This is a genomic window from Emticicia aquatica, from assembly GCF_923079645.1.
Taxonomy (GTDB): domain Bacteria; phylum Bacteroidota; class Bacteroidia; order Cytophagales; family Spirosomataceae; genus Emticicia; species Emticicia aquatica.
This window is the reverse complement of the sequence record NZ_CAKLPY010000001.1, coordinates 1,688,574-1,712,390: the sequence shown is the minus strand read 5'-3', so window position 1 is coordinate 1,712,390 and position 23,817 is coordinate 1,688,574. Positions and strand designations below refer to the sequence as shown.

The window sequence follows — 23,817 nt, the reverse complement described above, 5'->3', positions numbered from 1 at the left end:
ATATTATTGAATATAACGGATTTTGAATAGAAATCTTGTTAGATAATCATAAAAATTATATCAAAAAAGCCCTCAACAAATTTGAAGAGGGCTTACGTAAAATCTTATTAATTCATGGTAAAATCATCGTTCCTAAAACTTTTTAATATCCATCCGCCGCCAACAACATCGTCGCCCTCATAAAAAACAGCCGCTTGTCCAGGTGCAATAGCACTTACTGGTTCGTGAAATAAAACCTTCATTTTATCTCCTTCTTGGATAATTTGAGCAGGCGAACCATCATGTTTATATCTTACTTTTGTAACGGTTTCCAAAGGTTTTCCTTGTAAATCTGCATATTTTTGCATGACTAATTTTCCAACCATCATGCCGTCTTTATCAAGTTCTTTTTCTTTTCCTAATACAACTTCGTTGGTTTCTTTCCTGATTTCAGTGACAAAAACAGGGCTTCCTAGAGCAATTCCAAGACCTTTTCTTTGCCCAATGGTATAAAATGGATAACCTTCATGTTTTCCAACAACTGTTCCATCTTCAAATACAAAATTTCCGCCTTTCACACTTTCTTCTAAACCTTCAACCCGACGTTTCAAAAATCCACGATAATCGTTATCAGGTACGAAACAAATTTCGTAAGATTCTTTTTTATTTACTAAATCATAAAATTCTTTATCGGTTGCCATTTGTCTGATTTCTGATTTTTTCAAATGACCCAATGGTAATTTCGTACGAGAAAGACTATCTTGCGAAACGCCCCAAAGTACATAACTTTGGTCTTTCCAAGTATCGATTCCCTTCGAAATGACAAATCTTGAATTTTCTTCTCGAATATTTGCATAATGTCCAGTGGCTATAAATTCACAATCCAATTTATCAGCTCGCCTCAACAAAGCATCCCATTTGATGTGTGTATTGCAAAGTACACAAGGGTTTGGTGTTCTTCCTTCCAAATATTCACCAGTAAAATGGTCAATTACATAATCGCCAAATTCTTCTCGAATATCTAATATATAATGTGGGAATCCTAAATTAACAGCAATGTTTCTTGCATCATTGATTGAGTCGAGGCTACAACAACCTGTTTCTTTTTTGCTACCGCCTGAGGAAGCGTAATCCCAAGTTTTCATGGTCATGCCAATTACTTCATAACCTTGTTCGTGTAGAAGAACAGCCGCTAAAGAGCTGTCAATGCCGCCACTCATGGCGACTAAAATACGTCCGTGTTTGCTCATTTTGATTACTGCGTGGGTTCAAAGCCCACCGTTTAGATATAATTTTGTACAAAAATACTTAACAGAATTTGATTGTGAATAGTTCTGAGGTAAATTTGGACTTCAAAAATTGAATTTAACAGATAATGGCTTTAAAAACACTCGTAAAAGTTAGTAATGTAACCAATCTTTCAGATGCACGGTATTGTGCTGGAATGGGAGTGGAGATGATTGGATTTGTGATGGATAAACATTCAATTGATTATACTTCGCCCGAAAAAATGAAAGAAATTAAATCTTGGGTGGCTGGTATTTTAATTGTTGGAGAAACTCAAAGTGTTGATTATGAAGAGATTAAGGCTTTTTTGCAGGCTTATGAAATTGATATTTTACAAATTACAGATGCTACACTTTTACCACAAATCACTGATTTAGGTAAACCAATAATCCTTAAATTAGATTTTGAAAGTGCTTATCTTGAAGATTATTTAGAAAGATATTCACAATTTGTCGAATTCTTTTTGGTAGATGGAGGTGAACTTTCAGATTTTGCACGCTATACTTTAAAAGAATATGCTTTTAATTATCCAATTGTATTAGATTTTGGTGTTACTTCCAACAATGTAACCGAGCTTTTGACAGAAATGCCAGTAAAAGGTATTGCTCTAAAAGGAAGTAACGAAATCAGACCAGGTTACAAAGATTATGATGAATTGAGTGAAATTCTTGAAATTCTTGAAGAAGATTGATGTTTCATCACTAAAAATTAACCTTTCATATACTAAATTATAAAATCCTCCTCAAAAAAATCCCTTTGACATTATTTTTTTCCATTCATGTAGTTTGCTATACATAGTACCGTCTTTCACCTATATCTTTGTTTCATCAATCACAAAGATATGATTGATTTAAAAAGAAAAAGCAAAAATATAAACAATATTAAAAAAATGGAAAAGCGATTATTTAGAATTAAAAGTAGTAAAATGATTGGTGGCGTTGCCGCAGGTTTAGCCGAATATTTCAATCTTGATGTAACACTCGTACGTGTATTATTAGTTGTAGCGTTTTTCGCTCCAATTCCAGCCGTAATACCTTATATTGTTCTTTGGATTGTGATGCCAACCAAAGAGTCTCAAATGGCTACAATTAATTATTCACCAACTAATTAAAAACTTGGTAGTCAATCATTTAATAATGGTTGACTACCCAAATAAAATATTTTAATCAAATATTCTAATCTCCCTTTTGGGGTTATAAGCAATGGAAAAGCGATTATTTAGAATCAAAAACCGTCAATCGATGCTCGGAGGAGTTTCACAAGGTTTAGCCGAATATTTCAACATTGATGTTACACTTATTCGAGTAGTTTTTGTATTATTGTTCTTTACTCCTGTACCATCATTTTTTGCCTATTTTATTTTGTGGGTAGTGCTACCAGTCAAACATGATTATGGGTTTGCAGGAGTGAACGATTCAACTGATTTTAACTCAACTAATGATATTAATTCTCAAAACTCAAACTTTACAATTATGAGCCGTCACAATCAAAACAGTAATTTAGTAGGGGGAGCCGTACTCATCGTATTAGGTATTATTTTCTCGTTCAAAACATTCTTCCATATTAATTTATGGCATTATATCGGTCAAATGTGGCCTTTGGTATTGGTTGGAATTGGTGTTTGGCTTATTGTAAAAGATAAAAAAGACGATAATTTTACCAACTTTACCAATAACGATTCTTCTTCAGGAATTTAATCATACAAAACCACCCGAACCTCAACAATGAAAGTAGGGTGTTTTTTTTTATCAAAATTTGTAAGTGAAATGAAATCATTTCACCCATAACAATCATTCTACATTAACAATATTATGGAAAGGAAAAGTAATATTTTTTGGGGAGCCGTACTCATCGTAGTAGGTTTCTTGTTTCTTGGAACAAACCTTGATTGGTTTGAGTTGAATTGGTCATTTCGTAAAATTGCTGAGTTTTGGCCAATAATGCTTATTTTGGCTGGTGTTGCTGCATTTCTTAATCATAAGAAAAGTATTTATAATGCAACTTCTGCTTTATTGATTGCCTTTGCAATTCCACTCGGAATTTTCACTTGCGTAGATGATGGCGTTCGTGATTTTAAAGACGATTTAAGCGATGGAATAAATATTGATATTGATGATTTTGACGACGACGATGATGATGATTCGTCAAATTCGGATACTATTACGAACGATAGAAACAAACAATATTTTGCTGTCGAAATGACGCCTGATATTAAAGAAGCTACGTTGAATTTGAAAGGTGGAGCCGCAGAATTCGATTTAGAAGAATCTAAAAATCGCCTTTTTGAAGCAACTACTTTTTTACAATTTAAAGGTGGTTATACTTTAGAAGAGGAGAAAAAAGATGGAGGCAAAGTAATTGATTTTGGCATGAAAGATGGAAAAGGCAAAAACTTTCATTTCAATTTTGATGAAGATAACAATATGGATAATGATGTACTTCTCAAATTAAGTACAGCTCCAGTTTGGACAATTGACATGGGAATCGGTGCTGGCGAAGTTGATTTTGATTTGAGTAACTACAAAGTTAAAAAATTAAATATTGAAACAGGTGCAGCTTCAATTGATATTAAATTGGGTGATAAACAGGACAATACAGCAGTTGATATAAATTCAGGGGTTGCGAGTGTAAAAATCAAAGTGCCAGAAAGCGTTGGTTGTGAAATTAAGATGGATGGTGCGTTGAATGCTAAAGATTTTGATGATTTCGAGAAAGTTGGAAATGGTGTTTGGCAAACAAAAGGCTTTAATACCGCCACAAAAAAAATCACTTTAAATGTTGATAGTGGCCTTTCTTCGTTGAAAGTTGACCGTTATTAATAAAATAAAATAATCCTTACAGGTTTTAAAATCTGTAAGGATTTACTTTATATTTGCAGAAAACCTTAATTCTGCATGAAAAAATATTATATAGTTTTCCTTTTTGCTTTTATTTCTTCATTTTCATTTGCTCAAAATCTTTCTCCAGAAGCATCCATAAGTTTACTAACTGTTTCTCCTGGTGCAGAGTTATATTCTACTTTTGGTCATAGTGCAATCCGTGTTCATGACCCTCGACAAGGGCTAGATATTACATATAATTATGGTGCATTTGATTTCCGAACGAAGGGTTTTTATGTTAAGTTTTTACGTGGAACTTTACCATATCAAATCAGTGGCAATTATTTTGAAAATGATTTGGCTGGTTGGAGTCAAGAAAACCGTTCGGTAATAGAGCAAGTGCTAAATCTTTCACAAACACAAAAAGAAGGAATTTATAATTTTCTTCAAACCAATTATCTGCCTGAAAATAGAGAATATGCCTATAAGTTTTTTTATGATAATTGTTCAACGCGTTTGCGTGATGTTGTAAAAAGAATCTGTGGTGATAGTCTCGTATATGACAAAACGTTACATGCTGATAGTTCTTACCGACAATGGATTGACAAATATGCTCGTAAAAACGAAAAACTTTGGGCAGATTTTGGAATGGATTTAGCCATTGGTGAGCCATCTGATGAAGTTACAGGCGGAAATGGTGCGATGTTTTTGCCAGATAATTTAATGTTTGCTTTCGATGCCGCTAAAATTAATCGTAATGGAAAATGGCAGCCTTTGGTGGTTTCAAAAATGGATATTAATCGTGAAATGCTTTTTGCTGCTGATAAGGAAAAGGAACTGATTACACCCAATATTTTATTTTGGACATTATTTGTACTTGCTTTGGCTTTGACCGTTTATCAATTTTTGAAGTCAAATAATAATTTCTTATTTGATAAAATTTTATTTACAATTGCTGGTATTTTGGGTTGGTTTATATTTTTACTTTGGTTTTTTACAGACCATGGCGTTACCGAAAACAATCTCAATATTATTTGGACATACCCGCTTTTATTTCCAATTGCATTGTTACTCAAAAACAAAAAAGGCGGTTCTGTACCTGACCGTTCATGGTTATCAAAACACTTTTTGGCTTATGGGATTATCTTGATTTTGTTTTTGTTGGCGTGGAATTCTTTTCCACAAGAAATCAATTATGCTCTTGTTCCTGTAGTAATGACTTTGTGCGTGAGAGCCTTTTTTGTTTGGTGGAGATTACGAAAGAAACTAAGCTCGTTTTGAAGATAAAAAAGACTTCGGGTTACCGAAGTCTTTTTTATTCAAATTCTTTTCAAGCGAAATAACTCTTTTCCTGCTTTTCCAATTAACCCTTCTTCTGACCAAATAAATTCATAGAAAATTATTTCTTTTCCAGCAAATTTATAGCCGTAAGTAGTCGATTTATTGTTTTTATCAAAGAAATCAACGAGGTCAATGTCGGTTTGAGTGGTTACATAATCACACCAAACATAGTAACTTTCTAATGAGTCAACGCCAGTAACTTTGCCATCAAACTTTAAATCTATATTTCCACGAGAAGTTGAATATTTTCCAATCCAAAATTTCTTTTCAATAAAGCCAGTTGTATCCACTTTTTTGAAGGAAGTTTGGTTGATTTTAAATAATCCATTTTGAAGATTTCCTTCCATTTCTGGTGATTTTTTTTCTTCATAGGCATTAAAAAATTGTATATTATTACCTTGCTTGACTAGAAAAGCAGAACCTTCATGAAAATTCCAAACGACATTTGCTGTATCAGCTTTTAGATTAAAACTAAGCATTACAGTATCAGCAAAAACTTTTGCTTGCAAAGGCGATTTTGTACGCTCGAGTGTTTCTAAGTATTTGGCATTTACCCAAATCGAATTGCCTAGACCAAGTGCTTTTTCTTCTTTTTTTTGCTCTTTGTGACAAGAAAAAATGATACTACTTAAAGTCAAAATTAGAAATATTCTCTTCATTGATATTTGAAACATTAGGTTTATACTTGTAAAAATATGAAATCTACGCTTTTTTACCATTATTTCCGTACCATTTCTTTTTTGGTTTTCCAGTACCTTGTGAAGTTTCTCCCGTTGGTTTTGTATTTGGTCTTGAATTGCTATTCGGTCTTGTGTTTGAATTATTTCTTGCATTTGGATTCGGACGTGAATTTCCCCTAGCAGGTGCTTTTTGTGCATGAGGTGGAGCAACAGCATAGTTAGGTTTCATGGCATATGGATGCTCTTCTACTACTGGAATTTTCTTGCCTATTAATCGTTGAATGTCTTTTAAATAAGCCAATTCTTCATCTTCACAAAATGAATATGCTGTTCCGTTTGCACCAGCTCGCCCAGTTCTGCCAATTCGGTGAACGTAAGTTTCGGGAATATTTGGAATTTCAAAATTGATAACATGTGCTAATTCATCCACATCAATGCCACGAGCAGCAATATCAGTTGCCACTAATACACGAGTTTCTTTGCTTTTAAAGTTGGTCAAAGCTCGTTGACGAGCATTTTGAGCTTTATTTCCGTGAATGGCCTCCGCTTTGATTTGCTTCGCAAGTAACATTTTTACAACTTTATCTGCTCCATGTTTGGTACGCGTAAAAACTAATGCAGTTTCAATTTTGGAGTCCTTCAAAATGTCTAAAAGCAATGCATTTTTATCTTTTTTATCTACATAATACAAAAATTGATTAATCGTATCAGCCGTTGAAGAAACAGGTGTAACACTTACAGATGCAGGATTATGCAAAATTGTTGATGCTAGTTTCACGATTTCATCAGGCATTGTGGCCGAGAAAAACAACGATTGCCTTTTGGTCGGCAAAAGTTTAATCAAACGTTTCACATCATGTACAAAACCCATGTCGAGCATGCGGTCGGCTTCGTCCAAAACAAACATTTCGATGGCGTTAAGGCTTACAAATCCTTGTGTTATTAAATCTAATAAACGACCTGGAGTTGCTACCAAAATATCTACACCATTATGGAGTTCGTCGGTTTGTTTTCCTTGTTTTACACCGCCAAAAATCACTGTATATTTAAGGTCGGTATTTACACCATAAGCGGCAAAACTTTCACCAATCTGAATGGCTAATTCACGTGTTGGAGTAACAATAAGAGCCTTAATCTTGCGACGACCTTTTCTTGTATTATCGCCTGATTGATAGAGTTTTTGTATGATTGGAATGGCAAAGGCAGCCGTTTTTCCTGTACCTGTTTGGGCACATCCTAAGAGGTCTTGACCAGATAATACGATTGGAATTGCTTGTTGTTGGATTGGTGTTGGATTGACGTAGCCCTCAGCCTTTAGAGCTTGTTGAATAGGCTCTATTAAATTTAATGATTCAAATGACATAAATGATAATTTTGTTAGTCCTAACAAATTAGGATTGTACAAAGGTACTTCTTTTTTTTAGTAAATAGCCAATTCAAGAATACGAGCTTATTTCGTAGAAAACCAACAATTCTATATGTTACATTCTACATTCTTAATTAAACAAAGTATCTTTGCAAAAAAAAAGAGAATTATGCGGAAAGTAAATATTGGATTAGTACAAATGTCATGCACGGCAGATATTGCCGAAAATACCCAAAAAGCAATCGAAGGAATTAAGAAAGCAGCTCAAAAAGGAGCAAATATAGTTTGTTTACAAGAGTTATTTACTTCACTTTATTTTTGTGATGTTGAAAGTCACGAAAATTTTAATTTGGCTGAAGCAATTCCTGGGCCTACAACCGATTTGTTATCAAGTGTTGCTAAAGAACATAATGTTGTAATTATTGCATCTTTATTTGAAAAACGTGCGGCAGGACTTTATCATAACACAACGGCCATTCTTGATGCTGATGGAAAATACCTTGGAAAATACCGTAAAATGCACATACCTGACGACCCAGGTTATTATGAAAAATTTTATTTTACCCCGGGCGACGCATCGGCAGATGACTTAGGTTATAAAATTTTTGAAACAAAATATGGAAAATTAGGCGTGCTAATTTGTTGGGACCAATGGTACCCAGAAGCAGCACGAATTACTGCCTTAATGGGGGCGGAAATTTTATTTTATCCAACTGCAATTGGTTGGGATACTAACGAACCAGACTCAAATATGAACACCGAACAGTACAATGCTTGGCAGACAATTCAGCGAAGCCACGCAGTTGCTAACGGATTACATGTTGTTTCTGTCAATAGAGTAGGGCGTGAGGCTGACCAACAATTTTGGGGTGGAAGTTTTGTGGCAAATCCTTTCGGAAGTTTGCTTTATTTAGCATCGCATGACCAAGAAGAAGTACATGTACAAGAAATTGATCTAGATTTAACCGAAAAATACCGAACAACTTGGCCGTATCTCCGTGACAGAAGAGTTGATAGTTATGGCCCGATTTTGAAGCGGTTTATTGATTAATAATTAGCTGATTCATATACAATATTTTATAATTTACCATTTATAATAAATAACACAAAGTGCTTACAATCAGTAATTTATCATTTTATTTTGGCGGAAGACCTATTTTCGACGGAGCAAATTTACAAATTAAACCAAAAGATAAAATTGGTTTAATCGGCTTGAATGGTATGGGAAAATCGACGCTTCTACGTTTAATTGTAGGTGAGTATCAACCCGATGCAGGGAATATTTCAAAAGCTGGAGATTGTTCGATTGGTTTCTTGAATCAAGATTTATTATCATACCAAACGCAAGATTCGATTTTGGCAGTTGCGATGCAAGCTTTTGAACGTGAAAATTATTTACAAATAGAAATCGACAAAGTTCTGCATGAAATGGAAGTCAATTATCGTGATGAATTAGTTGATAAACTAGGACACTTACAGGAAGAATTCGACCATTTAGGCGGTTATACAATTCAATCGAAAGCGGAGGAAATTTTGGAAGGACTTGGATTTAAAACCGAAGAGTTACACAAACCTTTGAAAGAGTTTTCGGGTGGATGGCGTATGCGTGTAATGCTAGCCAAATTACTTTTACAAAAACCTGCACTTTTATTACTTGATGAGCCGACCAACCACTTGGATTTACCTTCGATTCAATGGGTTGAAAAGTACATTTTGAATTATGAAAATTCGGTAATTGTAGTTTCTCACGATAGAGAGTTTTTGGACAATGTATGCAATACTACTGTTGAAGTTACTGGAGCAAAATTAGTCTCTTATTCTGGTAATTATTCATATTATGTAGAAGAAAAAGCACTTCGTAGCGAGATTCAGAAAGGAGCTTACGAAAATCAACAAGCACAAATCAGACAAACAGAACGTTTTATTGAACGTTTTAAAGCTAAAGCAACGAAGGCTCGTCAAGTGCAATCAAGAGTAAAAGCATTGAATCGACTTGATTTAATTGATGATGTAATTGATGCAACAGCGAGGGTTCATTTTAAGTTTAAATTTGGGGTAAACCCAGGTAGAAATGTATTTTCTTTGGAAAATGTAAGCAAGTCTTATGGAGAAAAAGTGATTTTAAAAAATACGACTGCCATCATTGAAAGAGGCGATAAAATTGCTTTAATTGGAGCAAATGGTAAAGGAAAATCAACATTGTTGCGAATAATTGCTGGGGATGAAAATGTGGAAGGCGAACGTAAATTAGGTCATAATGTCAATTTTTCATTTTTTGCCCAGCATCAGATGGAATCGCTTCACATGGAAGAAACCCTGTTGGAAGAATTGAAATATGCCGATGGAGGAAAATCAGACACCGAGTTAAGGTCTGTTTTAGGCTGTTTTTTATTTAATGGAGAAGATGTTTTTAAGAAAATAAAAGTACTTTCAGGTGGCGAAAAATCGAGAGTTGCTCTAGCGAAAGTATTAATTTCAGAAGCAAACTTCTTGCTACTTGATGAGCCGACCAACCACTTAGATATGCAATCGGTCAATATTTTGATTCAAGCACTTGACCAATACGAAGGCACTTATGTGGTTGTATCGCACGACCGTCACTTTGTGAGTCAAGTTGCCAACAAAATCTGGTATATTGAAGATTATCAAATTAAAGAATATCCAGGAACATACGATGAGTTTGAGCAGTGGCAGGAGGACAATAAAAAGTCTATTACAAATGCACCTCAACCTTCTGTAAATACTTCTTCACAAAATGTAAAGAAAGTAGATGCACCTGCAAATAAACCTATTGCTAATGCCAATACAATCAAAAAACTGGAACGTGAAGTGGCAGAAATTGAAGCTAAAATTACTGAATTAGAAAGACAAATGGCACTTCTAGAAGGTAAATTGGCCGACCCAGCCGTGTTTACTGATAATCATGCTTTGCAAAGAACAAACAGTGATTATGAACTCGTGAAAATGGATTTAAAGCAAAAAAACGATTTGTGGGAAGCAAAAATGTTAGAATTGGAAGGTTAAACAATAATAAAAAAAGAGGCTGTTCTGAAAATATTTTCAGAACAGCCTCTTTTTTTATTAACAAAACTTTTATTTTTTTTCTGGTAGCAAAACAAACTTAGCCATGTTTTCATCACAAAACTGATTAGCTGCTTTTTTTACACTTTCAATACTGATTTTATCAATCAACTCATTGTTAAAGCGAAGGATATAATTTAGGTCTTCTCCATCAGAATATTGGTCTAATAAGTAAGATGCCCAAAAACCATTTTCTTTTAGTTGAAGCTCTATTGAGCGTTTTTCTTCGGCAATTACCTTTTCTACATCAATTTTTTCTGGCCCATTTGTTTTAATTTTAGCAATTTCATCTAAAGTTAATTGAACCAATTTTTCAGCATTTGCAGGTGAACAACCAAACGAAATTGTTAAATTATAAGTTGCTTTCGGTAGTTTTTCGTAAGAAGAACGAATACTTGGAGTATATACACCGCCAGCTTCTTCACGGAGTTTTTCTGTGAGTTTAATATCAAGAATTTCGGCTAATGCATCCAAATTAACTAATTCTTCTTCTGAATAACCAAAATCACCGTTAAATTGAAGATTTACTCTTGCTTTGTCTTCTAGACCTTTATAAATATTTTTTTCTATTTTTCCTTTTACTTTGCTAATATTTAGGTCTTTAAATGACTCTTGACGTTTGAGTGAAGGTAAGCCTCCAATATATTTTTCGAGTAAAGGCTTTATTTTTTCAATATCAAAGTTACCTACAAAAACGAAAGTAAAGTCACTAAAATCTGCAAACCGTTCTTTGTAAATTTCAAAGGCACGGTCAATATTTACTTTGTCAACATCTTCGGCTTTATTTGGTAACCTTCTTGGATGATTTTGATAAAGTGTGGTGCTGATAGTATCACCAAATACTTTTTCAGGTGTAAGTGTTTTGATTGAATTTGCGAGCAATTCTTTCTCATTTTTCAAGAAATTTTTCACAACTTCATCATCACGGCGTGGTTGCGTTACGTAGGCGTACATCAACTGCAAAGCCGTTTCTAAATCTTTTGGACTTGTACTTCCGCCAATACCTTCGTTTAATTCACCAACGTATGTATATACATTTGCCACTTTTCCTGCCAAGGCTTTGTCAAGTTGAATATCCGAAAGTTTACTAACACCACCTTGAGAAGCAATATTTGATGCCATTTCGGCCGAAAAATAATCTACATCATTATAAAGAGAAGTGCCACCTTTGCTGGTTGCAGAGAAAATAATCTGGTCATTTTTAAAAATTGTTGGTTTCAACGCAACTTTAGCACCATTGCCAAAAATCAATTCTGTGACTCCAATTGATTCGATTTTTTTCTCCGAAACAACTTTTGTTCCTTCTGGAATTTTTTCAAGAATTGGCGTCAAAATAGCATCATCTTCATAAGGTTTCAAATCAGGGTTTTTATAATTAATTAATTCTCTGATTTTATCTTCACTTGGTAACTTTTCCTTATCTTTTTCCGAACCAATTACAATTCCAACCCTATTTTCTTCCTTAATGATTTTTTTGGAAATAGCATTTATTTCTTCAAGTGTAATTCCATCAAGGTTGTTTTTGGTGAACTCGAATCGAAAATCAGCATTTGTGTATGAAGTTCCTTGCAAATAATTTTGAACTAAGCCATTAACAAATGCAGCCGATTTAGTTTTGTCCTTTTCTTTATAAGCTTTTTCGACGCTAGTAAAATATTCTTTTTTAGCTCTTTCAAGTTCGCCTTTGGTGAATCCAAATCTTTTCAAGCGTTCTTGTTCATCAATAATTGCTTTGATTGCTTTTTCTAATCCTTCAGCATTTTTTGGTAAAACTATTGCTTGAAAAACATCTAAACTCGCCAAAAATGGTGAATAACTCATAATTCCGAACACAAATGGAGCATTTGGCTGCTTACTGATTTCTTGCAAACGATTACCTAACATTTGATTGTAAAGGTTTTCTGCTATATCAGTTCTGTAATCGGCTTGAGTAATTGTTTTTTCACGAGGCAATTTCGTGAGCATCTGAAAAGTTGTTTGTGGAATTTCCTTATCTAAAATCAACGAAACGGATGTTCCTGCAGCAGGAGGGATTTCATATTTAGTTCTTTTGGGAGCATTTTTCGGTGCTTTCAAGCTAGAAAATTTTTCTTGAATCAAACTTTCAACTTTTTCTTGGTCAAAATCTCCAACCGCAATCACCGCCATCAAATCGGTGCGATACCAATCCTTATAAAATTTTACGATTTCTTCAGGATTAAAAGTCTTCAAAATCTCAACTTTTCCTATTGGAAGTCTATCGGCATAACGAGAATTATTGAATAAAAGAGGATAAAGTTTTTGTTGAATTCGAGATTGTGCATTCTTTCCTCTCGAACGTTCTTCTTCTAGAATTATTCCACGTTCTTTGTTTATTTCGGCTGTATCAAGCGTGGCCAAACTCGACCAATCGGCCAATATTTGGAATGCTCTTTCAAATAGTCTGATTGAATCTGTCGGAACTTGTAGTTGATAAATAGTTTCGTCAAAACCAGTTGAAGCGTTAAGGTCAGCACCGAATTTCATCCCAGATTTTTGCAAGAAATTCACAAGGTCATTTTTAGGGAAATTCTTTGTTCCATTAAAATTCATGTGTTCCATGAAATGAGCTAAACCTTGTTGAGCATCGGTTTCTAAAACCGAACCAGCGTTTACGACCAAACGTAATTCCATGCGGTTTTTAGGTTCAGCATTTTTCAAAATGTAATATTTTAATCCATTTTTGAGCGTTCCAACTTTTACGGCAGGATTGTTAGGAATTGGAATATTAAGTTTTTGAGAAAAAAGCTGAGAAGATACAGCAAATGTCAGAATGAGGTGGATGATTTTTTTCATTAAATAAAAGAGTTGTTTAGTGTTTTGTTAAAACTTTTAGTGTTGCAAAAATGTTTTAAATAAATAAATCGTGCTAATTAACGAAAAAAAAACTACTTATGACAGAAAGACCTATACTGAGCCGCCTATTATCATATTTTATAAGAGGACTATTATTTGTTGCACCAATTGGGTTTACAATATTTATTCTTTTGGGTGCTTTCGATTTTGTGGACAATATCATTAGAATCAGAATCCCAACCGAAGACCCTAACCGTGATTTAATTATTCCAGGGCTTGGTTCATTAATTGTGATTCTGGGTACAATGATTACGGGTTTTACTTTTTCGGTTTTACTTCCCCAAACGATCCAAAATCTGATCGAAAATGCAATTAGTCATTTGCCACTTGTACGGATTTTCTATTTCGCATTCAAAGATTTGATTTCTGCATTTGTTGGTGATAAAAGAAAATTTACCCAAGCTGCAATTGTGTTGATTAACAAAGATGCGGGGGTTCATAAAATAGGTTTCATTACACAAAATGATTTAACTAATTTGGGCGTTAGTAATATGGTAGCGGTTTATTTTCCGCATAGTTATGCTTTTTCGGGAGAATTGATTTTAGTACCGAAGGAAAACGTCCAAATGCTTGATATGCCAAGTGCTGAAGTAATGAAATTGATCGTTTCAGGTGGCGTTTCTATCAAAGAATAAAACTTTTGTTGAGCGAACGCTTCGTTCACTCCAAATATTAATATCTCAACAATGAAAAACATCCAACTAAAATATCGGTTTCTCATTTTCATTTTAGTTGTTTTGTCAAATCATGCGTTTTCGCAAGATTTTCATCAACGAACTGCCAAATCTGTTGAAGAAATTATTTATCAAAAAGACCCAAACCGAGCAAGAGCAATTTTTAATAAAGGTTATTATTTGGTTTTAGAAAATCTCAGAACAAATAGTAGAACGAGGTTTTACGAAGGCGATGTTTTTAGATTCAAAACAAAAGATGATTTTGTATTTGAAAATGATATTTACGCCATTAATGATTCTTCTTTTGTGGTAACTTCACTTAACGAAGTAACCAACCGATACGAATATGTAGAAATAAAATTGAATGAAATAGAGCGTATTTACAAAAGACCTAAGAAACCATTAAGAGTAAATTTTACTACATTTGCTCCGCTCGGATATTTACTTTTTGAATGGGCATATTGGGGAACACAACCGCTTAAAAGTAAAAAGTTGCCTGTTGCTATTATTCTTACTGCTGCTCAGCCTTTGATGGGTATTATTTCTAATCAATTTCGTAGCAAACGAATTACTGAAAATTATCGGATTCGGATTTTTAAATCATTATAAATGTAAATCTATAATCTGATGATTATTCTTCGTAAGTAATGAGAATTTTAATTGGTTTTCCTAAAATATTAGAGGAATTTCCAGTTTTTGTTGTAATAACGATATATTGCGAAACTTGAAAAAAATGAAATTCATAACCATTGGATATTGTATAACCATGAGGAATAGTACTATCGAGAGAATATTCAACCAAAACATTGATTGCAATAATTTTAGAAGGAGTCAACTCATGTAGGAAAAGTGTATTACCACCTTCAAAATTCTTAGTAGTTCCGGTTAGTTTTTTTAATTTAATTTTGGGAGCATCTGAACCAAGTTTTGTAAAACCGTTTACGTCTAATTGAGCATTTGGTAATTCTGTATTTATTCCAACGTTACCATTAGCTGCAATTGTCATTCTTTTCAAGGCATTTGTGCCAAAAATTAAAGAGTTATTTTCATAATTAATTATTTCTCCATTATTCAACTCTGAAATACCAATTCTAAGTCCATTTGGCTCAGTAGAACCAGATAATGTAGATGTAAATCTAGCATAACTTCTAGGGTATAAATAATCGTGGATATGTAATACATCTGCTGGTGTTTTTGTTTGAATGCCCAAATAGCCATTAAATCCCAATAAATGATTCTTGAAATCACCCCAAATTAGCGGAAAAGTACTTCTATAAGGAGTAATATATAATTTATCGGAATCATCAGCATCATGCCCCGCATCATTACCAATAGCAATATTATTACTTCCAATTGTATTGTTGTATAACGCACCTTTTCCGATAGCTGTGTTTGAAGCAGCTTGAGAGAAAATGGATGAACCAGTTTTATATAGACTATTGAACCCGATTGCAACATTATAATATCCCCAATTACTTGTTACCGTTGATATATTATTTTTTAATGCATCTTTTCCCATTGCCACATTAGTTGTATCAGTATCATTGGTTTTTAATGTCTGAATGCTATTTGGCAAAATGGTAACACTACTTGTATTATTTTGTATGGTATATTGACCGAAAATTGAAATAGGAGTAATAAGTAACAATAAAATTATTTTCATAGATATTTAATAAATAGTTTTTTTTAATGCAATTGCTTTAAATTCTGAATCCTAAGATTTGACCAATCGTTGCAAGAAATATTATTTTCCAATTAGGTGGATGTTTTAGTTGAATCTGTTTTCTAAACTTTCGATGGAGCATTGATAAATAAATAGCATTTGTGATTCGATTTTTTTTTCTTATTCTTTTGAGTAGCAAAAGCGTTTCTATAATGCCGAAGTATGGATTTAGGTTTTGTTCTTGCGTTGAATCAAAGTCAATAATAAAGTTTTGTTCATTGATAAAAAGCTTTATTTGATTCAAATGCAGATGTTTTTTTTTCATGGCAATAAAGTTGAAAACCTTTCTGCAAATGACCCACACAAAAAAGCACTAATCAATACCTCATTTGTGGTATTTTACTTAAATTGCCAACAAATACGACAATTTATGCGATTTATTATCTTTATTCTTTTACCCATTTTGACATTCGGACAAGAAGTTATTTCACTTAAAAAAGGTGTTGCTAATGAAGAAATAAAAGAGCATATTTTTACATTGACAGATAAATCTAATGCATTAACTATCAGCGATTTAATTAATGAAAAAGCGTCTCTTTTTGAAAAGTCAAAAGTAGGAATTCCAAATTTTGGCTGGGGAAATCGTGCAGGGTGGGTGAGGTTTAAAATCCAAGTTTCAGAAAGTAAATTATTACTTTTTCATATCAATAGTGCAATTTTTGATGATTTGTGTTTTTTTGTAGTTGATGATAAGAAGATTGTTCAGCAATACGAGCATTTAAGTAGTAAAACAAGTAGTGAGAATCGCCCTTATATGCACCGTGACTTTGTGTTTCCTTTAAATTTAGAAACCAAAAAAGTTTATACAATTTATATAAAGGGCAAAAGTTTTCTAAACACCAACAAATTTCCAATGACAATTTGGAATAAAAGGGATTTTGAGCGAAATGACCAACAAACCAATTTTTTTTGGGGAATTATCATCGGTATTTTTATACTTGTCGGTTTAGTAAATTTTGCGATAGGTTTTATTCTTAAAATGCGTATTTTCATGCTTTATGGCATGTACATTGTTTCTATAATACTGATTTTCTTAAATTTAGAAGGCTATTTATATGAATATTTACCGACAATTATTTTAAGAAATGATATTTTTGACCTTACGCAGTATTTTACTTATGGATTGTTTTTTTGGAATCTATTATTTGTAATAGCTTTTACAAAGCTTTCATTAGCAAGTCAACCCATTTATGAACGAATTCTCAGAATATTAATCATTGTTTTTTGGCTTTTATTGGTACACTCCATCTTTTCTCCGATATGGCTTGGATTTGTTTCAGATAACTATATTCAGGTGATTGGTTGGCTTGGAAGAATATTTTTCTTAATAAATATTGGCATTCTAATCCTAACACTTTTGGTAAGTGCTAATAAAAATTCAATGTCGAAAATTTATTTAATTTCTATAATCCCGCCCACTATATTATATTTTTTATCTCAATATTTTACTTATTTTCTAGACATTCGTATAGTACAACCTTATGCTTATTTAATAGGTTTTTTATTTGAAATTATCATACTTTCGATTGCCATCATTTTTAGGGTAAAAGAATATTTGTTTTCGAACTTGAAAATAGGAACTCCGCTCAAAGTTGCTGATAAACAAGTAGTTGAAACCAATGTTTTACAGAAAAAAGAGCTATTATCGAAACGTGAAATTGAAATTTTAGCTGCATTTGCCAAAGGTTTTACTTATCAAGATATAAGCGATGCTTTATTTATAAGTCCACATACTGTGCGTACACACATCAAAAATATTTATCAAAAATTAGAGATAAATAGTAAAGCTGAAGCTGTAAAAATTGCTATTGAAAGTGGTTGGATATAGCCATTCAAAACTTTAAATTTAACTATTATATTCTTATCTTTGTAGCCAATTACAGAACCAAAGCAAAATTAATGGATAAGATACTCCTTCGTAAAAGCACCAACCCATTTGATGTTAAAATAGCATTAGCTTCTTCAAAATCAGAAAGCAATAGAGCATTAATTATCAACGCATTAGCTAATTTTAAGGCAGGCGTAGAATCACAGAATTTACAAAATCTTTCAACCGCTCGTGACACACAAACAATGATTCGTTTGTTGAAATCAAGCGAACAAACCGCCGATGTAATTGATGCTGGTACAACAATGCGATTTTTGACAGCTTTTTTTTCGGCTACAAATCAAAATAAAATTATGACTGGTACGCCTCGTATGTGTGAGCGTCCAATCGGAATTTTGGTTGATGCACTTCGTACAATTGGAGCTGAAATTGATTATCTAAAAAATGAAGGTTATCCACCTTTACATATTAAAGGTTTTTCTGAACAAAAATCCAATGAAGTTACCATTAGAGGTGACGTAAGTAGCCAATATATTTCGGCATTATTGATGATTGCTCCTACTTTACCAAATGGTTTGACGATTTGTTTGACAGGGGATTTAGGTTCAATTCCTTATATCAAAATGACTTTGGAACAAATGAAAGCATTTGGTGTAAATTATGAAGCAGATTGGGTAGAAAAAGTCATAAAAATTAATCCAAACAATTATCAGTCAACTACTTATAAAGTAGAATCAGATTGGTCTGGGGCGAGTTATTGGTACAGTATTGTAGCACTTGCTCAGTCAGATGCAACTCAAGTGGAGTTACTAGGTTTGAAGGAGAATTCATTGCAAGGAGATAGTGATATTGTAAATATTATGAGTCATTTGGGCGTGAAGAGTACTTTTACTGAAGATGGTGTGTTACTCACAAAAATAATTCCTCAAAAAACGCTTAATTGGGATTTTACTAATTGTCCAGATTTAGCACAAACAGTTGCAGTAACTTGTGTAGCCAAAAATATTGAAGCGGTTTTTACAGGTATCGAAAGTTTAAAAATCAAAGAAACCGATAGGGTAGTTGCTTTGCAAAATGAATTACAAAAGTTTGGTGGAAATTTGGTAGAAGTTGTAAAGAATACTGAATATGTAGTTCGTAGTCAACCTATTCAAGAAATACCTTCTTTGACAATCAAAACATACGACGACCACCGAATGGCAATGGCTTTTGCTCCTTTGGCAATGTTGATGGATGTTACGATTGAAGAACCAAATGTTGTTGTAAAATCTTATCCAAGTTTTTGGGAAGACCTAAAAAAAATTGTAAACATAGAGCTTTGAACTAATTTCACTTAGGGTCTGCCACGACACAATGTTAAAAATTCAGTACTTTTTTTTAACTTTGCGAAATCTTTTAATAAAACACAATGCAATCAATCAGTACAAAGCACTTACTAGGAATAAAAGACCTTACGGCCAATGATATTCATCTAATTTTAGAAACCGCTAAAGAATTTAAAGATGTAATCAATCGACCGATTAAAAAAGTTCCTTCTTTGCGTGATGTTACAATTGCAAATGTTTTTTTTGAAAATTCTACTCGAACACGACTTTCTTTTGAATTAGCTGAAAAACGACTTTCGGCTGATGTGGTCAATTTCTCCGCTTCTGGAAGCTCTGTAAAAAAAGGAGAAACATTGCTTGATACTGTCAATAATATTTTGGCAATGAAAGTTGACATGGTAGTGATGCGTCACAGTAGCCCTGGAGCTCCGCATTATTTATCAAAACACATCAAAGCCAATATTGTAAATGCGGGTGATGGCACACATGAACATCCAACACAAGCCCTGTTAGATGCCTTTTCAATGCAAGAAAAACTAGGTGATTTAGCAGGAAAAAAAGTAGCAATTATTGGAGATATTCTACATTCAAGAGTTGCTTTATCAAATATTTTTTGTTTACAAAAACTTGGTGCAGAAGTGATGGTTTGTGGACCAAATACGCTTTTGCCTAAATATATTAGAGAAATTGGCGTAAAAGTTGAACACAATGTTCAAACCGCGTTACAATGGTGTGATGTTGCCAATGTTTTAAGAATTCAATTAGAGCGTCAACAAATCAAGTATTTTCCATCTTTGCGTGAGTATTCTCTGTATTTTGGCATAAATAAAAAAATGCTTGATGAGCTAAATAAAGATATTGTTTTGATGCATCCCGGTCCAATTAACCGAGGAGTTGAATTGACGAGCGATGCTGCCGATTCTCATCATTCAATTATTCTGGACCAAGTAGAGAACGGTGTGGCAGTCAGAATGGCAGTTCTTTATCTGCTTGCTCAGCAAAATTAAAAACATTAATAAGAAATTAGGGCGAATATTAAAGGAATGCTTTAAATGAAGTCTGAATAAATTCTGTTATTTTTGCTTTATTAACATTTTTTAAGGAATTAAAGATGAGTTTTAGCGAGATAAAAGAATTATTAATAAAGATGTTTGGTAATGAGATTATCTTGAAAGAAGATACTATTTCACCCCAAAAAAGCATTACGATTGATAGCACACATTTACTAGAAATCTGTCAGTTTCTTCACGTTCATCCAAATTTATATTTTGATTTTCTTTCTTGTATTACTGCTATCGACAATGGCCCCGAAATAGGTACTTTAGAAGTGATTTATCACCTTAATTCGATTCCTTTTGAGCATAGTTTTGTTTTGAAAGTAGAAGTTACAAGAAATAAAGAAGATGAACCCCTGCCCCAGGTTTTTTCATTGACTCCCATTTGGAAAACAGCCGATTGGCATGAAAGAGAAGCTTACGATTTAGTAGGAATTGATTTTATTGGCCATCCTGATTTGAGAAGAATTTTATTGCCAGCCGATTGGCAAGGACATCCGCTTCGTAAAGATTACAAAGAACAAGAGTTTTATCACGGAATAAAAGTAAAATATTGAAGATGAAATTAATAAAAAAAGGGATATTTTTATATAAAATATCCTTTTTTTGTACTATTATTTCAAAATTAATACTGTAAAGCAGTTTTAAACTCTGATGTGGTATGAAACTTAATTTCAGGATTATTTTGTATATTCATTCTTAAAATCCAGTCTGTTTCAGCTAAAAATACTGGATTTTGATCTTTATCGTATGCAATGAAGTTGCTTTTCAATCGAATAAATTCTGCTAATTTGGTTTTATCTTCGCAAGTTATCCAACAAGCTTTTGAATAAGGGCGAGCCTCAAAAACACAACTTGCCGAATATTCATTCAATAATCGGTGCTGGATAACTTCAAATTGTAATTCACCAACCGTTCCAATAATTTTTCTATTTCCAGGTTGAAGTAAAAATAATTGAGCAACACCTTCATCAGTCAATTGTTGAACACCTTTTTCCAATTGCTTTGATTTCATTGGGTCTTTATTAATAACCTCTTTGAAAATTTCAGGCGAAAAACTTGGAATTCCAGTAAATTGCAATTCTTCACCTTCGGTTAGCGTATCTCCAATTTTAAAAGTTCCTGTATCATACAAACCGATTACGTCGCCTGGATATCCTTCTTCAATTACATCTTTTCGGTCGGCCAAAAATGCAAAAGGACTTGCAAAACGAATTTCTTTACTCAACCTTACGTGTTTGTAGAATTTACCACGTTCAAATTGACCGCTACAAATTCTCAAAAAAGCAATTCTATCTCTATGACGAGGGTCAATATTTGCGTGAATTTTAAAGATAAAACCACTGAATTTGTTCTCATCTGGCTCAACCATTCGTTTGTCAGTCATGCGATGAACAGGCTGTGGTGAAACATCGCAGAACGTATTGAGCAATTCCATTACACCAAAGTTACTTACGGCACTACCAAAAAAAACTGGAGCTAAATCTCCATTTAAATAGGCTTTTTTGTCAAATGTGTCATAAATTCCATCAATTAGCTCAACATCTTCACGCAATTGTTCTGCATCTTTTGATCCAACTTTTTTGTCTAAAATCTCAGAATCAAGCTCAATAATCTCGATATCATCTTCCAAACGAGTTTTGTTGATGGCAAAATGATTCATTTTCTTTTCGAGTAAATGATACACTCCTTTGAAATTTGAACCACCATTTACTGGCCAAGTTATTGGTCGAACTCTAAGATTGAGTTTCTGTTCTAATTCATCCAACAAATCGAAAGGATTTTGTCCTTCTCTATCCATTTTATTGATGAAAATAATAACTGGAGTTTGTCGCATTCTGCAAACCTCCATCAATCTTTCAGTTTGTTCCTCAACGCCTTTTACACAGTCAATGACCAAAATCACGCTGTCAACAGCCGTAAGTGTGCGGTAAGTATCTTCTGCAAAATCCTTGTGACCAGGTGTATCAAGAATGTTGATTTTTAAGTCACGATATTCAAAAGTCATTACAGAAGTTGCCACCGAAATACCACGTTGCTTTTCTATTTCCATAAAGTCAGAAGTGGTTGACTTCTTGATTTTATTCGATTTTACTGCACCAGCCGTCTGAATCGCACCACCAAAAAGTAGTAATTTTTCGGTTAGTGTGGTTTTTCCAGCATCGGGGTGAGCAATGATAGCGAAAGTTCGACGTTTGTGTAACTCTTCAGTAAATGACATTTGTATCTAAATTTTGTAAAACGAGTGCAAAATTAGTCAAAATTTATGGAAAAGCCACCCAATAATTACAAATTAGGAATGTTTTTTAGAATTCAGGAGCGAATTTATTCCAAAGTCTATTTGCTTGGTCTTGTATCACTTTTGGAAGTTTTTTGAAAGCCGCATCGCTTGTTTTTTCTTTCATTGATTCGAATCCACTAGGAATAGTGTTTCCTCTAATCGCGGCTTTGTTCCCATTTTCTATAACCATCAATTTTAATCCAACCGGACTCACATCACTTCGACAACCAATTTTATAAAGAAATGTAATTTCGGCATATTTATTTTTATCTAAATCGCTAATTACCAATGATTTATCAATAAAATTTAATTCGTTATCAAATTCACACTTAGTTTCATAGTCAATTATTTGTCGAATTAATTCATATTCACCTTGCGACTTTTGGATACGGTGTTGGACTAATAAAGTTTTAGAAACATCATCATCAGTTCGGTCTTCTTGTATTGTAACTGTTAAATAATTTTTGCCATTTTTATCATCAAATTGAAGGGCTTTTAACACTTTTACTTTGTTGTCAATAAAATTATTAAGAATAGATTGTTCAATGTTTTTCAAGACAATTTGCTGTGAAAAACAATTAATACTTAGTAAAATGAGAAGGATTACTTTCGTTTTCATTGATTTTGATTTGTTGGTTTTAATTTGCTCCCCAATATCTCGAAGCTTCTTTTATTGTTTCAAATTTATTTTTATTAGTCTTACAATATTCAATATTTGCACCTTCAGCACCCGCCCATTCGGTTATAATTTCAATGTCTTTTTGTTGATTTCTGAATGCTGCCAAAATTCTAATAGCATCATTTGAAAACTCACCGCCGTCATCTACTCGCCATGTTGAGCCTTCATCATATTTTGCAGGATAATCACGGTAAATAAATTCATTGTTTCCGATTACTAAACTTGCTAAAACACTATCTTTTTTTGGAACAAAAATTACAATAAAAGCTTTTAAATCTGTGTCTAGGTTAGCGATTTGCCAAGCAGATTTTATTTTTCTTTTTCGGTCGATTTCAATCTTGTTTCTAGAAATATTATCAATATTTTGTGGCTTTTCAAACGTTTTTACTTGAATTTGTTGATGATTTTTTAGAAAAACATCATTCATTAGAATAGAAGTAAATGCTGAATTTGCTTTTTGACCTCCCGTAATTTCAAAAATAGAACCAGCACAATCATCAAAATTAAAGGAAGTCAAATTGACACCACCGTTCGGGCCAACTGGTTGTTTTTTTGTGAACTTTATAGAAACAATATTCCCTTCGGAATCAATGGTTTTGGAAGTTGTTTTTGGGTCAAAGTTTTCTTCAAATGCTAAAATTTTATCTCCATTTTCGTTACTAAAACCAAATGTAAGGGTTTCAGGAGATTGTGTAACACTTTGAGTGGTAGCTGTTGCAACTGAATCAGATTTATTTTCTTTTTTTTCTTCGCTTGATTGGCAAGAGATAAGCAATGAAAGGAATGCAACAGGAATTAATTTTTTCATGAAATTTTGATTAGTTA

22 protein-coding genes are annotated in these 23,817 nt (G+C 33.2%); 13 read left to right on the top strand and 9 right to left on the bottom strand.

Translation table 11 applies throughout. The features are described from left to right. Positions 1-107: 107 nt before the first annotated feature. The gene (gene mnmA / locus MJQ71_RS07395) at positions 108-1,229 is read right to left on the bottom strand and encodes a tRNA 2-thiouridine(34) synthase MnmA (protein WP_238805930.1); all 1,122 of its coding nucleotides are present in this window, start codon (positions 1,227-1,229) and stop codon (positions 108-110) included. Between the two features lie 125 nt (positions 1,230-1,354). On the opposite strand from mnmA, the gene trpF reads away from it, so the two are divergent. The 5 genes from trpF (at position 1,355) to MJQ71_RS07370 (ending at position 5,366) form a co-directional block, all read left to right on the top strand. Next, positions 1,355-1,957, top strand: coding sequence for a phosphoribosylanthranilate isomerase (gene trpF / locus MJQ71_RS07390; RefSeq protein WP_238805929.1), 603 nt, complete (start codon positions 1,355-1,357; stop codon positions 1,955-1,957). Between the two features lie 198 nt (positions 1,958-2,155). Next, on the top strand, positions 2,156-2,377 hold the full coding sequence (locus MJQ71_RS07385) for a PspC domain-containing protein (protein WP_238805928.1): 222 nt from the start codon (positions 2,156-2,158) through the stop codon (positions 2,375-2,377). 91 nt (positions 2,378-2,468) lie between these two features. Further along, complete coding sequence (locus MJQ71_RS07380) at positions 2,469-2,963, top strand: PspC domain-containing protein (RefSeq protein ID WP_238805927.1); 495 nt, start codon at positions 2,469-2,471, stop codon at positions 2,961-2,963. 114 nt (positions 2,964-3,077) lie between these two features. Next, positions 3,078-4,085, top strand: coding sequence for a toast rack family protein (locus MJQ71_RS07375; protein WP_238805926.1), 1,008 nt, complete (start codon positions 3,078-3,080; stop codon positions 4,083-4,085). Between the two features lie 75 nt (positions 4,086-4,160). Further along, complete coding sequence (locus tag MJQ71_RS07370; RefSeq protein WP_238805925.1) at positions 4,161-5,366, top strand: lipoprotein N-acyltransferase Lnb domain-containing protein; 1,206 nt, start codon at positions 4,161-4,163, stop codon at positions 5,364-5,366. Positions 5,367-5,404: 38 nt separating this feature from the next. Here the strand turns inward: MJQ71_RS07370 and MJQ71_RS07365 are convergent, their stop codons facing one another. Both MJQ71_RS07365 and MJQ71_RS07360 read right to left on the bottom strand, forming a co-directional pair. Next, positions 5,405-6,085 carry a hypothetical protein gene (locus MJQ71_RS07365; protein WP_238805924.1) on the bottom strand — a complete coding sequence of 227 codons (681 nt, stop codon included), beginning with the start codon at positions 6,083-6,085 and terminating at the stop codon, positions 5,405-5,407. Between the two features lie 43 nt (positions 6,086-6,128). Beyond that, entirely contained in the window at positions 6,129-7,469 is a 1,341-nt protein-coding gene (locus tag MJQ71_RS07360) for a DEAD/DEAH box helicase (RefSeq protein ID WP_238805923.1), read from the bottom strand. A 169-nt stretch (positions 7,470-7,638) separates the two neighbouring features. Between MJQ71_RS07360 and MJQ71_RS07355 the strand changes: the two genes are divergently transcribed. Beyond that, positions 7,639-8,523 carry a carbon-nitrogen hydrolase gene (locus tag MJQ71_RS07355; RefSeq protein WP_290370172.1) on the top strand — a complete coding sequence of 295 codons (885 nt, stop codon included), beginning with the start codon at positions 7,639-7,641 and terminating at the stop codon, positions 8,521-8,523. Between the two features lie 59 nt (positions 8,524-8,582). Then, complete coding sequence (locus MJQ71_RS07350; protein ID WP_238805922.1) at positions 8,583-10,496, top strand: ABC-F family ATP-binding cassette domain-containing protein; 1,914 nt, start codon at positions 8,583-8,585, stop codon at positions 10,494-10,496. Positions 10,497-10,565: 69 nt separating this feature from the next. On the opposite strand, the gene MJQ71_RS07345 is transcribed toward MJQ71_RS07350, so the two are convergent. After that, positions 10,566-13,367 (bottom strand): M16 family metallopeptidase, encoded by a 2,802-nt coding sequence (locus MJQ71_RS07345; RefSeq protein ID WP_238805921.1) that lies wholly within the window; start codon positions 13,365-13,367, stop codon positions 10,566-10,568. Between the two features lie 98 nt (positions 13,368-13,465). Here MJQ71_RS07345 and MJQ71_RS07340 point away from each other — a divergent pair, with 98 nt between their 5' ends. After that, positions 13,466-14,062 carry a DUF502 domain-containing protein gene (locus tag MJQ71_RS07340; protein ID WP_238805920.1) on the top strand — a complete coding sequence of 199 codons (597 nt, stop codon included), beginning with the start codon at positions 13,466-13,468 and terminating at the stop codon, positions 14,060-14,062. Positions 14,063-14,113: 51 nt separating this feature from the next. Beyond that, entirely contained in the window at positions 14,114-14,710 is a 597-nt protein-coding gene (locus MJQ71_RS07335) for a hypothetical protein (RefSeq protein WP_238805919.1), read from the top strand. 22 nt (positions 14,711-14,732) lie between these two features. Here the strand turns inward: MJQ71_RS07335 and MJQ71_RS07330 are convergent, their stop codons facing one another. Together MJQ71_RS07330 and MJQ71_RS07325 are read right to left on the bottom strand one after the other, a co-directional pair. After that, positions 14,733-15,764 carry a hypothetical protein gene (locus MJQ71_RS07330; RefSeq protein ID WP_238805918.1) on the bottom strand — a complete coding sequence of 344 codons (1,032 nt, stop codon included), beginning with the start codon at positions 15,762-15,764 and terminating at the stop codon, positions 14,733-14,735. A 37-nt stretch (positions 15,765-15,801) separates the two neighbouring features. Then, positions 15,802-16,089, bottom strand: a complete 288-nt coding sequence (locus tag MJQ71_RS07325; RefSeq protein WP_238805917.1) for a hypothetical protein — start codon at positions 16,087-16,089, stop codon at positions 15,802-15,804. Between the two features lie 105 nt (positions 16,090-16,194). Between MJQ71_RS07325 and MJQ71_RS07320 the strand changes: the two genes are divergently transcribed. The 4 genes from MJQ71_RS07320 to MJQ71_RS07305 all read left to right on the top strand — a co-directional run bounded on the left by MJQ71_RS07320 (position 16,195) and on the right by MJQ71_RS07305 (position 20,589). Continuing rightward, complete coding sequence (locus MJQ71_RS07320; protein WP_238805916.1) at positions 16,195-17,652, top strand: 7TM-DISM domain-containing protein; 1,458 nt, start codon at positions 16,195-16,197, stop codon at positions 17,650-17,652. A 71-nt stretch (positions 17,653-17,723) separates the two neighbouring features. Then, positions 17,724-18,974: a 3-phosphoshikimate 1-carboxyvinyltransferase gene (locus MJQ71_RS07315; protein WP_238805915.1), complete on the top strand. Its 1,251-nt coding sequence runs from the start codon at positions 17,724-17,726 to the stop codon at positions 18,972-18,974. Between the two features lie 86 nt (positions 18,975-19,060). Then, the gene (locus MJQ71_RS07310) at positions 19,061-19,984 is read left to right on the top strand and encodes an aspartate carbamoyltransferase catalytic subunit (protein WP_238805914.1); all 924 of its coding nucleotides are present in this window, start codon (positions 19,061-19,063) and stop codon (positions 19,982-19,984) included. Positions 19,985-20,088: 104 nt separating this feature from the next. Next, positions 20,089-20,589 carry an NADH-quinone oxidoreductase subunit C gene (locus MJQ71_RS07305; protein ID WP_238805913.1) on the top strand — a complete coding sequence of 167 codons (501 nt, stop codon included), beginning with the start codon at positions 20,089-20,091 and terminating at the stop codon, positions 20,587-20,589. A 68-nt stretch (positions 20,590-20,657) separates the two neighbouring features. Here the strand turns inward: MJQ71_RS07305 and MJQ71_RS07300 are convergent, their stop codons facing one another. The 3 genes from MJQ71_RS07300 to MJQ71_RS07290 form a co-directional block, all read right to left on the bottom strand. Next, entirely contained in the window at positions 20,658-22,253 is a 1,596-nt protein-coding gene (locus MJQ71_RS07300; RefSeq protein WP_238805912.1) for a peptide chain release factor 3, read from the bottom strand. 85 nt (positions 22,254-22,338) lie between these two features. Then, positions 22,339-22,932, bottom strand: coding sequence for a M949_RS01915 family surface polysaccharide biosynthesis protein (locus MJQ71_RS07295; RefSeq protein ID WP_238805908.1), 594 nt, complete (start codon positions 22,930-22,932; stop codon positions 22,339-22,341). A 19-nt stretch (positions 22,933-22,951) separates the two neighbouring features. Continuing rightward, positions 22,952-23,800, bottom strand: coding sequence for a hypothetical protein (locus MJQ71_RS07290; protein WP_238805907.1), 849 nt, complete (start codon positions 23,798-23,800; stop codon positions 22,952-22,954). Positions 23,801-23,817: the final 17 nt, after the last annotated feature.

Excerpts from the sequence above, each read along its gene's own strand:
- MJQ71_RS07375 (WP_238805926.1), top strand. The coding sequence starts at position 3,078 with ATGGAAAGGAAAAGTAATATTTTTTGGGGAGCCGTACTCATCGTAGTA.
- trpF (WP_238805929.1), top strand. The coding sequence starts at position 1,355 with ATGGCTTTAAAAACACTCGTAAAAGTTAGTAATGTAACCAATCTTTCA.
- MJQ71_RS07325 (WP_238805917.1), bottom strand. The coding sequence starts at position 16,089 with ATGAAAAAAAAACATCTGCATTTGAATCAAATAAAGCTTTTTATCAAT.
- MJQ71_RS07365 (WP_238805924.1), bottom strand. The coding sequence starts at position 6,085 with ATGAAGAGAATATTTCTAATTTTGACTTTAAGTAGTATCATTTTTTCT.
- MJQ71_RS07385 (WP_238805928.1), top strand. The coding sequence starts at position 2,156 with ATGGAAAAGCGATTATTTAGAATTAAAAGTAGTAAAATGATTGGTGGC.
- MJQ71_RS07330 (WP_238805918.1), bottom strand. The coding sequence starts at position 15,764 with ATGAAAATAATTTTATTGTTACTTATTACTCCTATTTCAATTTTCGGT.
- MJQ71_RS07310 (WP_238805914.1), top strand. The coding sequence starts at position 19,061 with ATGCAATCAATCAGTACAAAGCACTTACTAGGAATAAAAGACCTTACG.
- MJQ71_RS07295 (WP_238805908.1), bottom strand. The coding sequence starts at position 22,932 with ATGAAAACGAAAGTAATCCTTCTCATTTTACTAAGTATTAATTGTTTT.
- MJQ71_RS07320 (WP_238805916.1), top strand. The coding sequence starts at position 16,195 with ATGCGATTTATTATCTTTATTCTTTTACCCATTTTGACATTCGGACAA.
- MJQ71_RS07380 (WP_238805927.1), top strand. The coding sequence starts at position 2,469 with ATGGAAAAGCGATTATTTAGAATCAAAAACCGTCAATCGATGCTCGGA.
- MJQ71_RS07315 (WP_238805915.1), top strand. The coding sequence starts at position 17,724 with ATGGATAAGATACTCCTTCGTAAAAGCACCAACCCATTTGATGTTAAA.
- MJQ71_RS07290 (WP_238805907.1), bottom strand. The coding sequence starts at position 23,800 with ATGAAAAAATTAATTCCTGTTGCATTCCTTTCATTGCTTATCTCTTGC.
- MJQ71_RS07370 (WP_238805925.1), top strand. The coding sequence starts at position 4,161 with ATGAAAAAATATTATATAGTTTTCCTTTTTGCTTTTATTTCTTCATTT.
- mnmA (WP_238805930.1), bottom strand. The coding sequence starts at position 1,229 with ATGAGCAAACACGGACGTATTTTAGTCGCCATGAGTGGCGGCATTGAC.
- MJQ71_RS07345 (WP_238805921.1), bottom strand. The coding sequence starts at position 13,367 with ATGAAAAAAATCATCCACCTCATTCTGACATTTGCTGTATCTTCTCAG.
- MJQ71_RS07360 (WP_238805923.1), bottom strand. The coding sequence starts at position 7,469 with ATGTCATTTGAATCATTAAATTTAATAGAGCCTATTCAACAAGCTCTA.
- MJQ71_RS07305 (WP_238805913.1), top strand. The coding sequence starts at position 20,089 with ATGAGTTTTAGCGAGATAAAAGAATTATTAATAAAGATGTTTGGTAAT.
- MJQ71_RS07300 (WP_238805912.1), bottom strand. The coding sequence starts at position 22,253 with ATGTCATTTACTGAAGAGTTACACAAACGTCGAACTTTCGCTATCATT.
- MJQ71_RS07340 (WP_238805920.1), top strand. The coding sequence starts at position 13,466 with ATGACAGAAAGACCTATACTGAGCCGCCTATTATCATATTTTATAAGA.
- MJQ71_RS07335 (WP_238805919.1), top strand. The coding sequence starts at position 14,114 with ATGAAAAACATCCAACTAAAATATCGGTTTCTCATTTTCATTTTAGTT.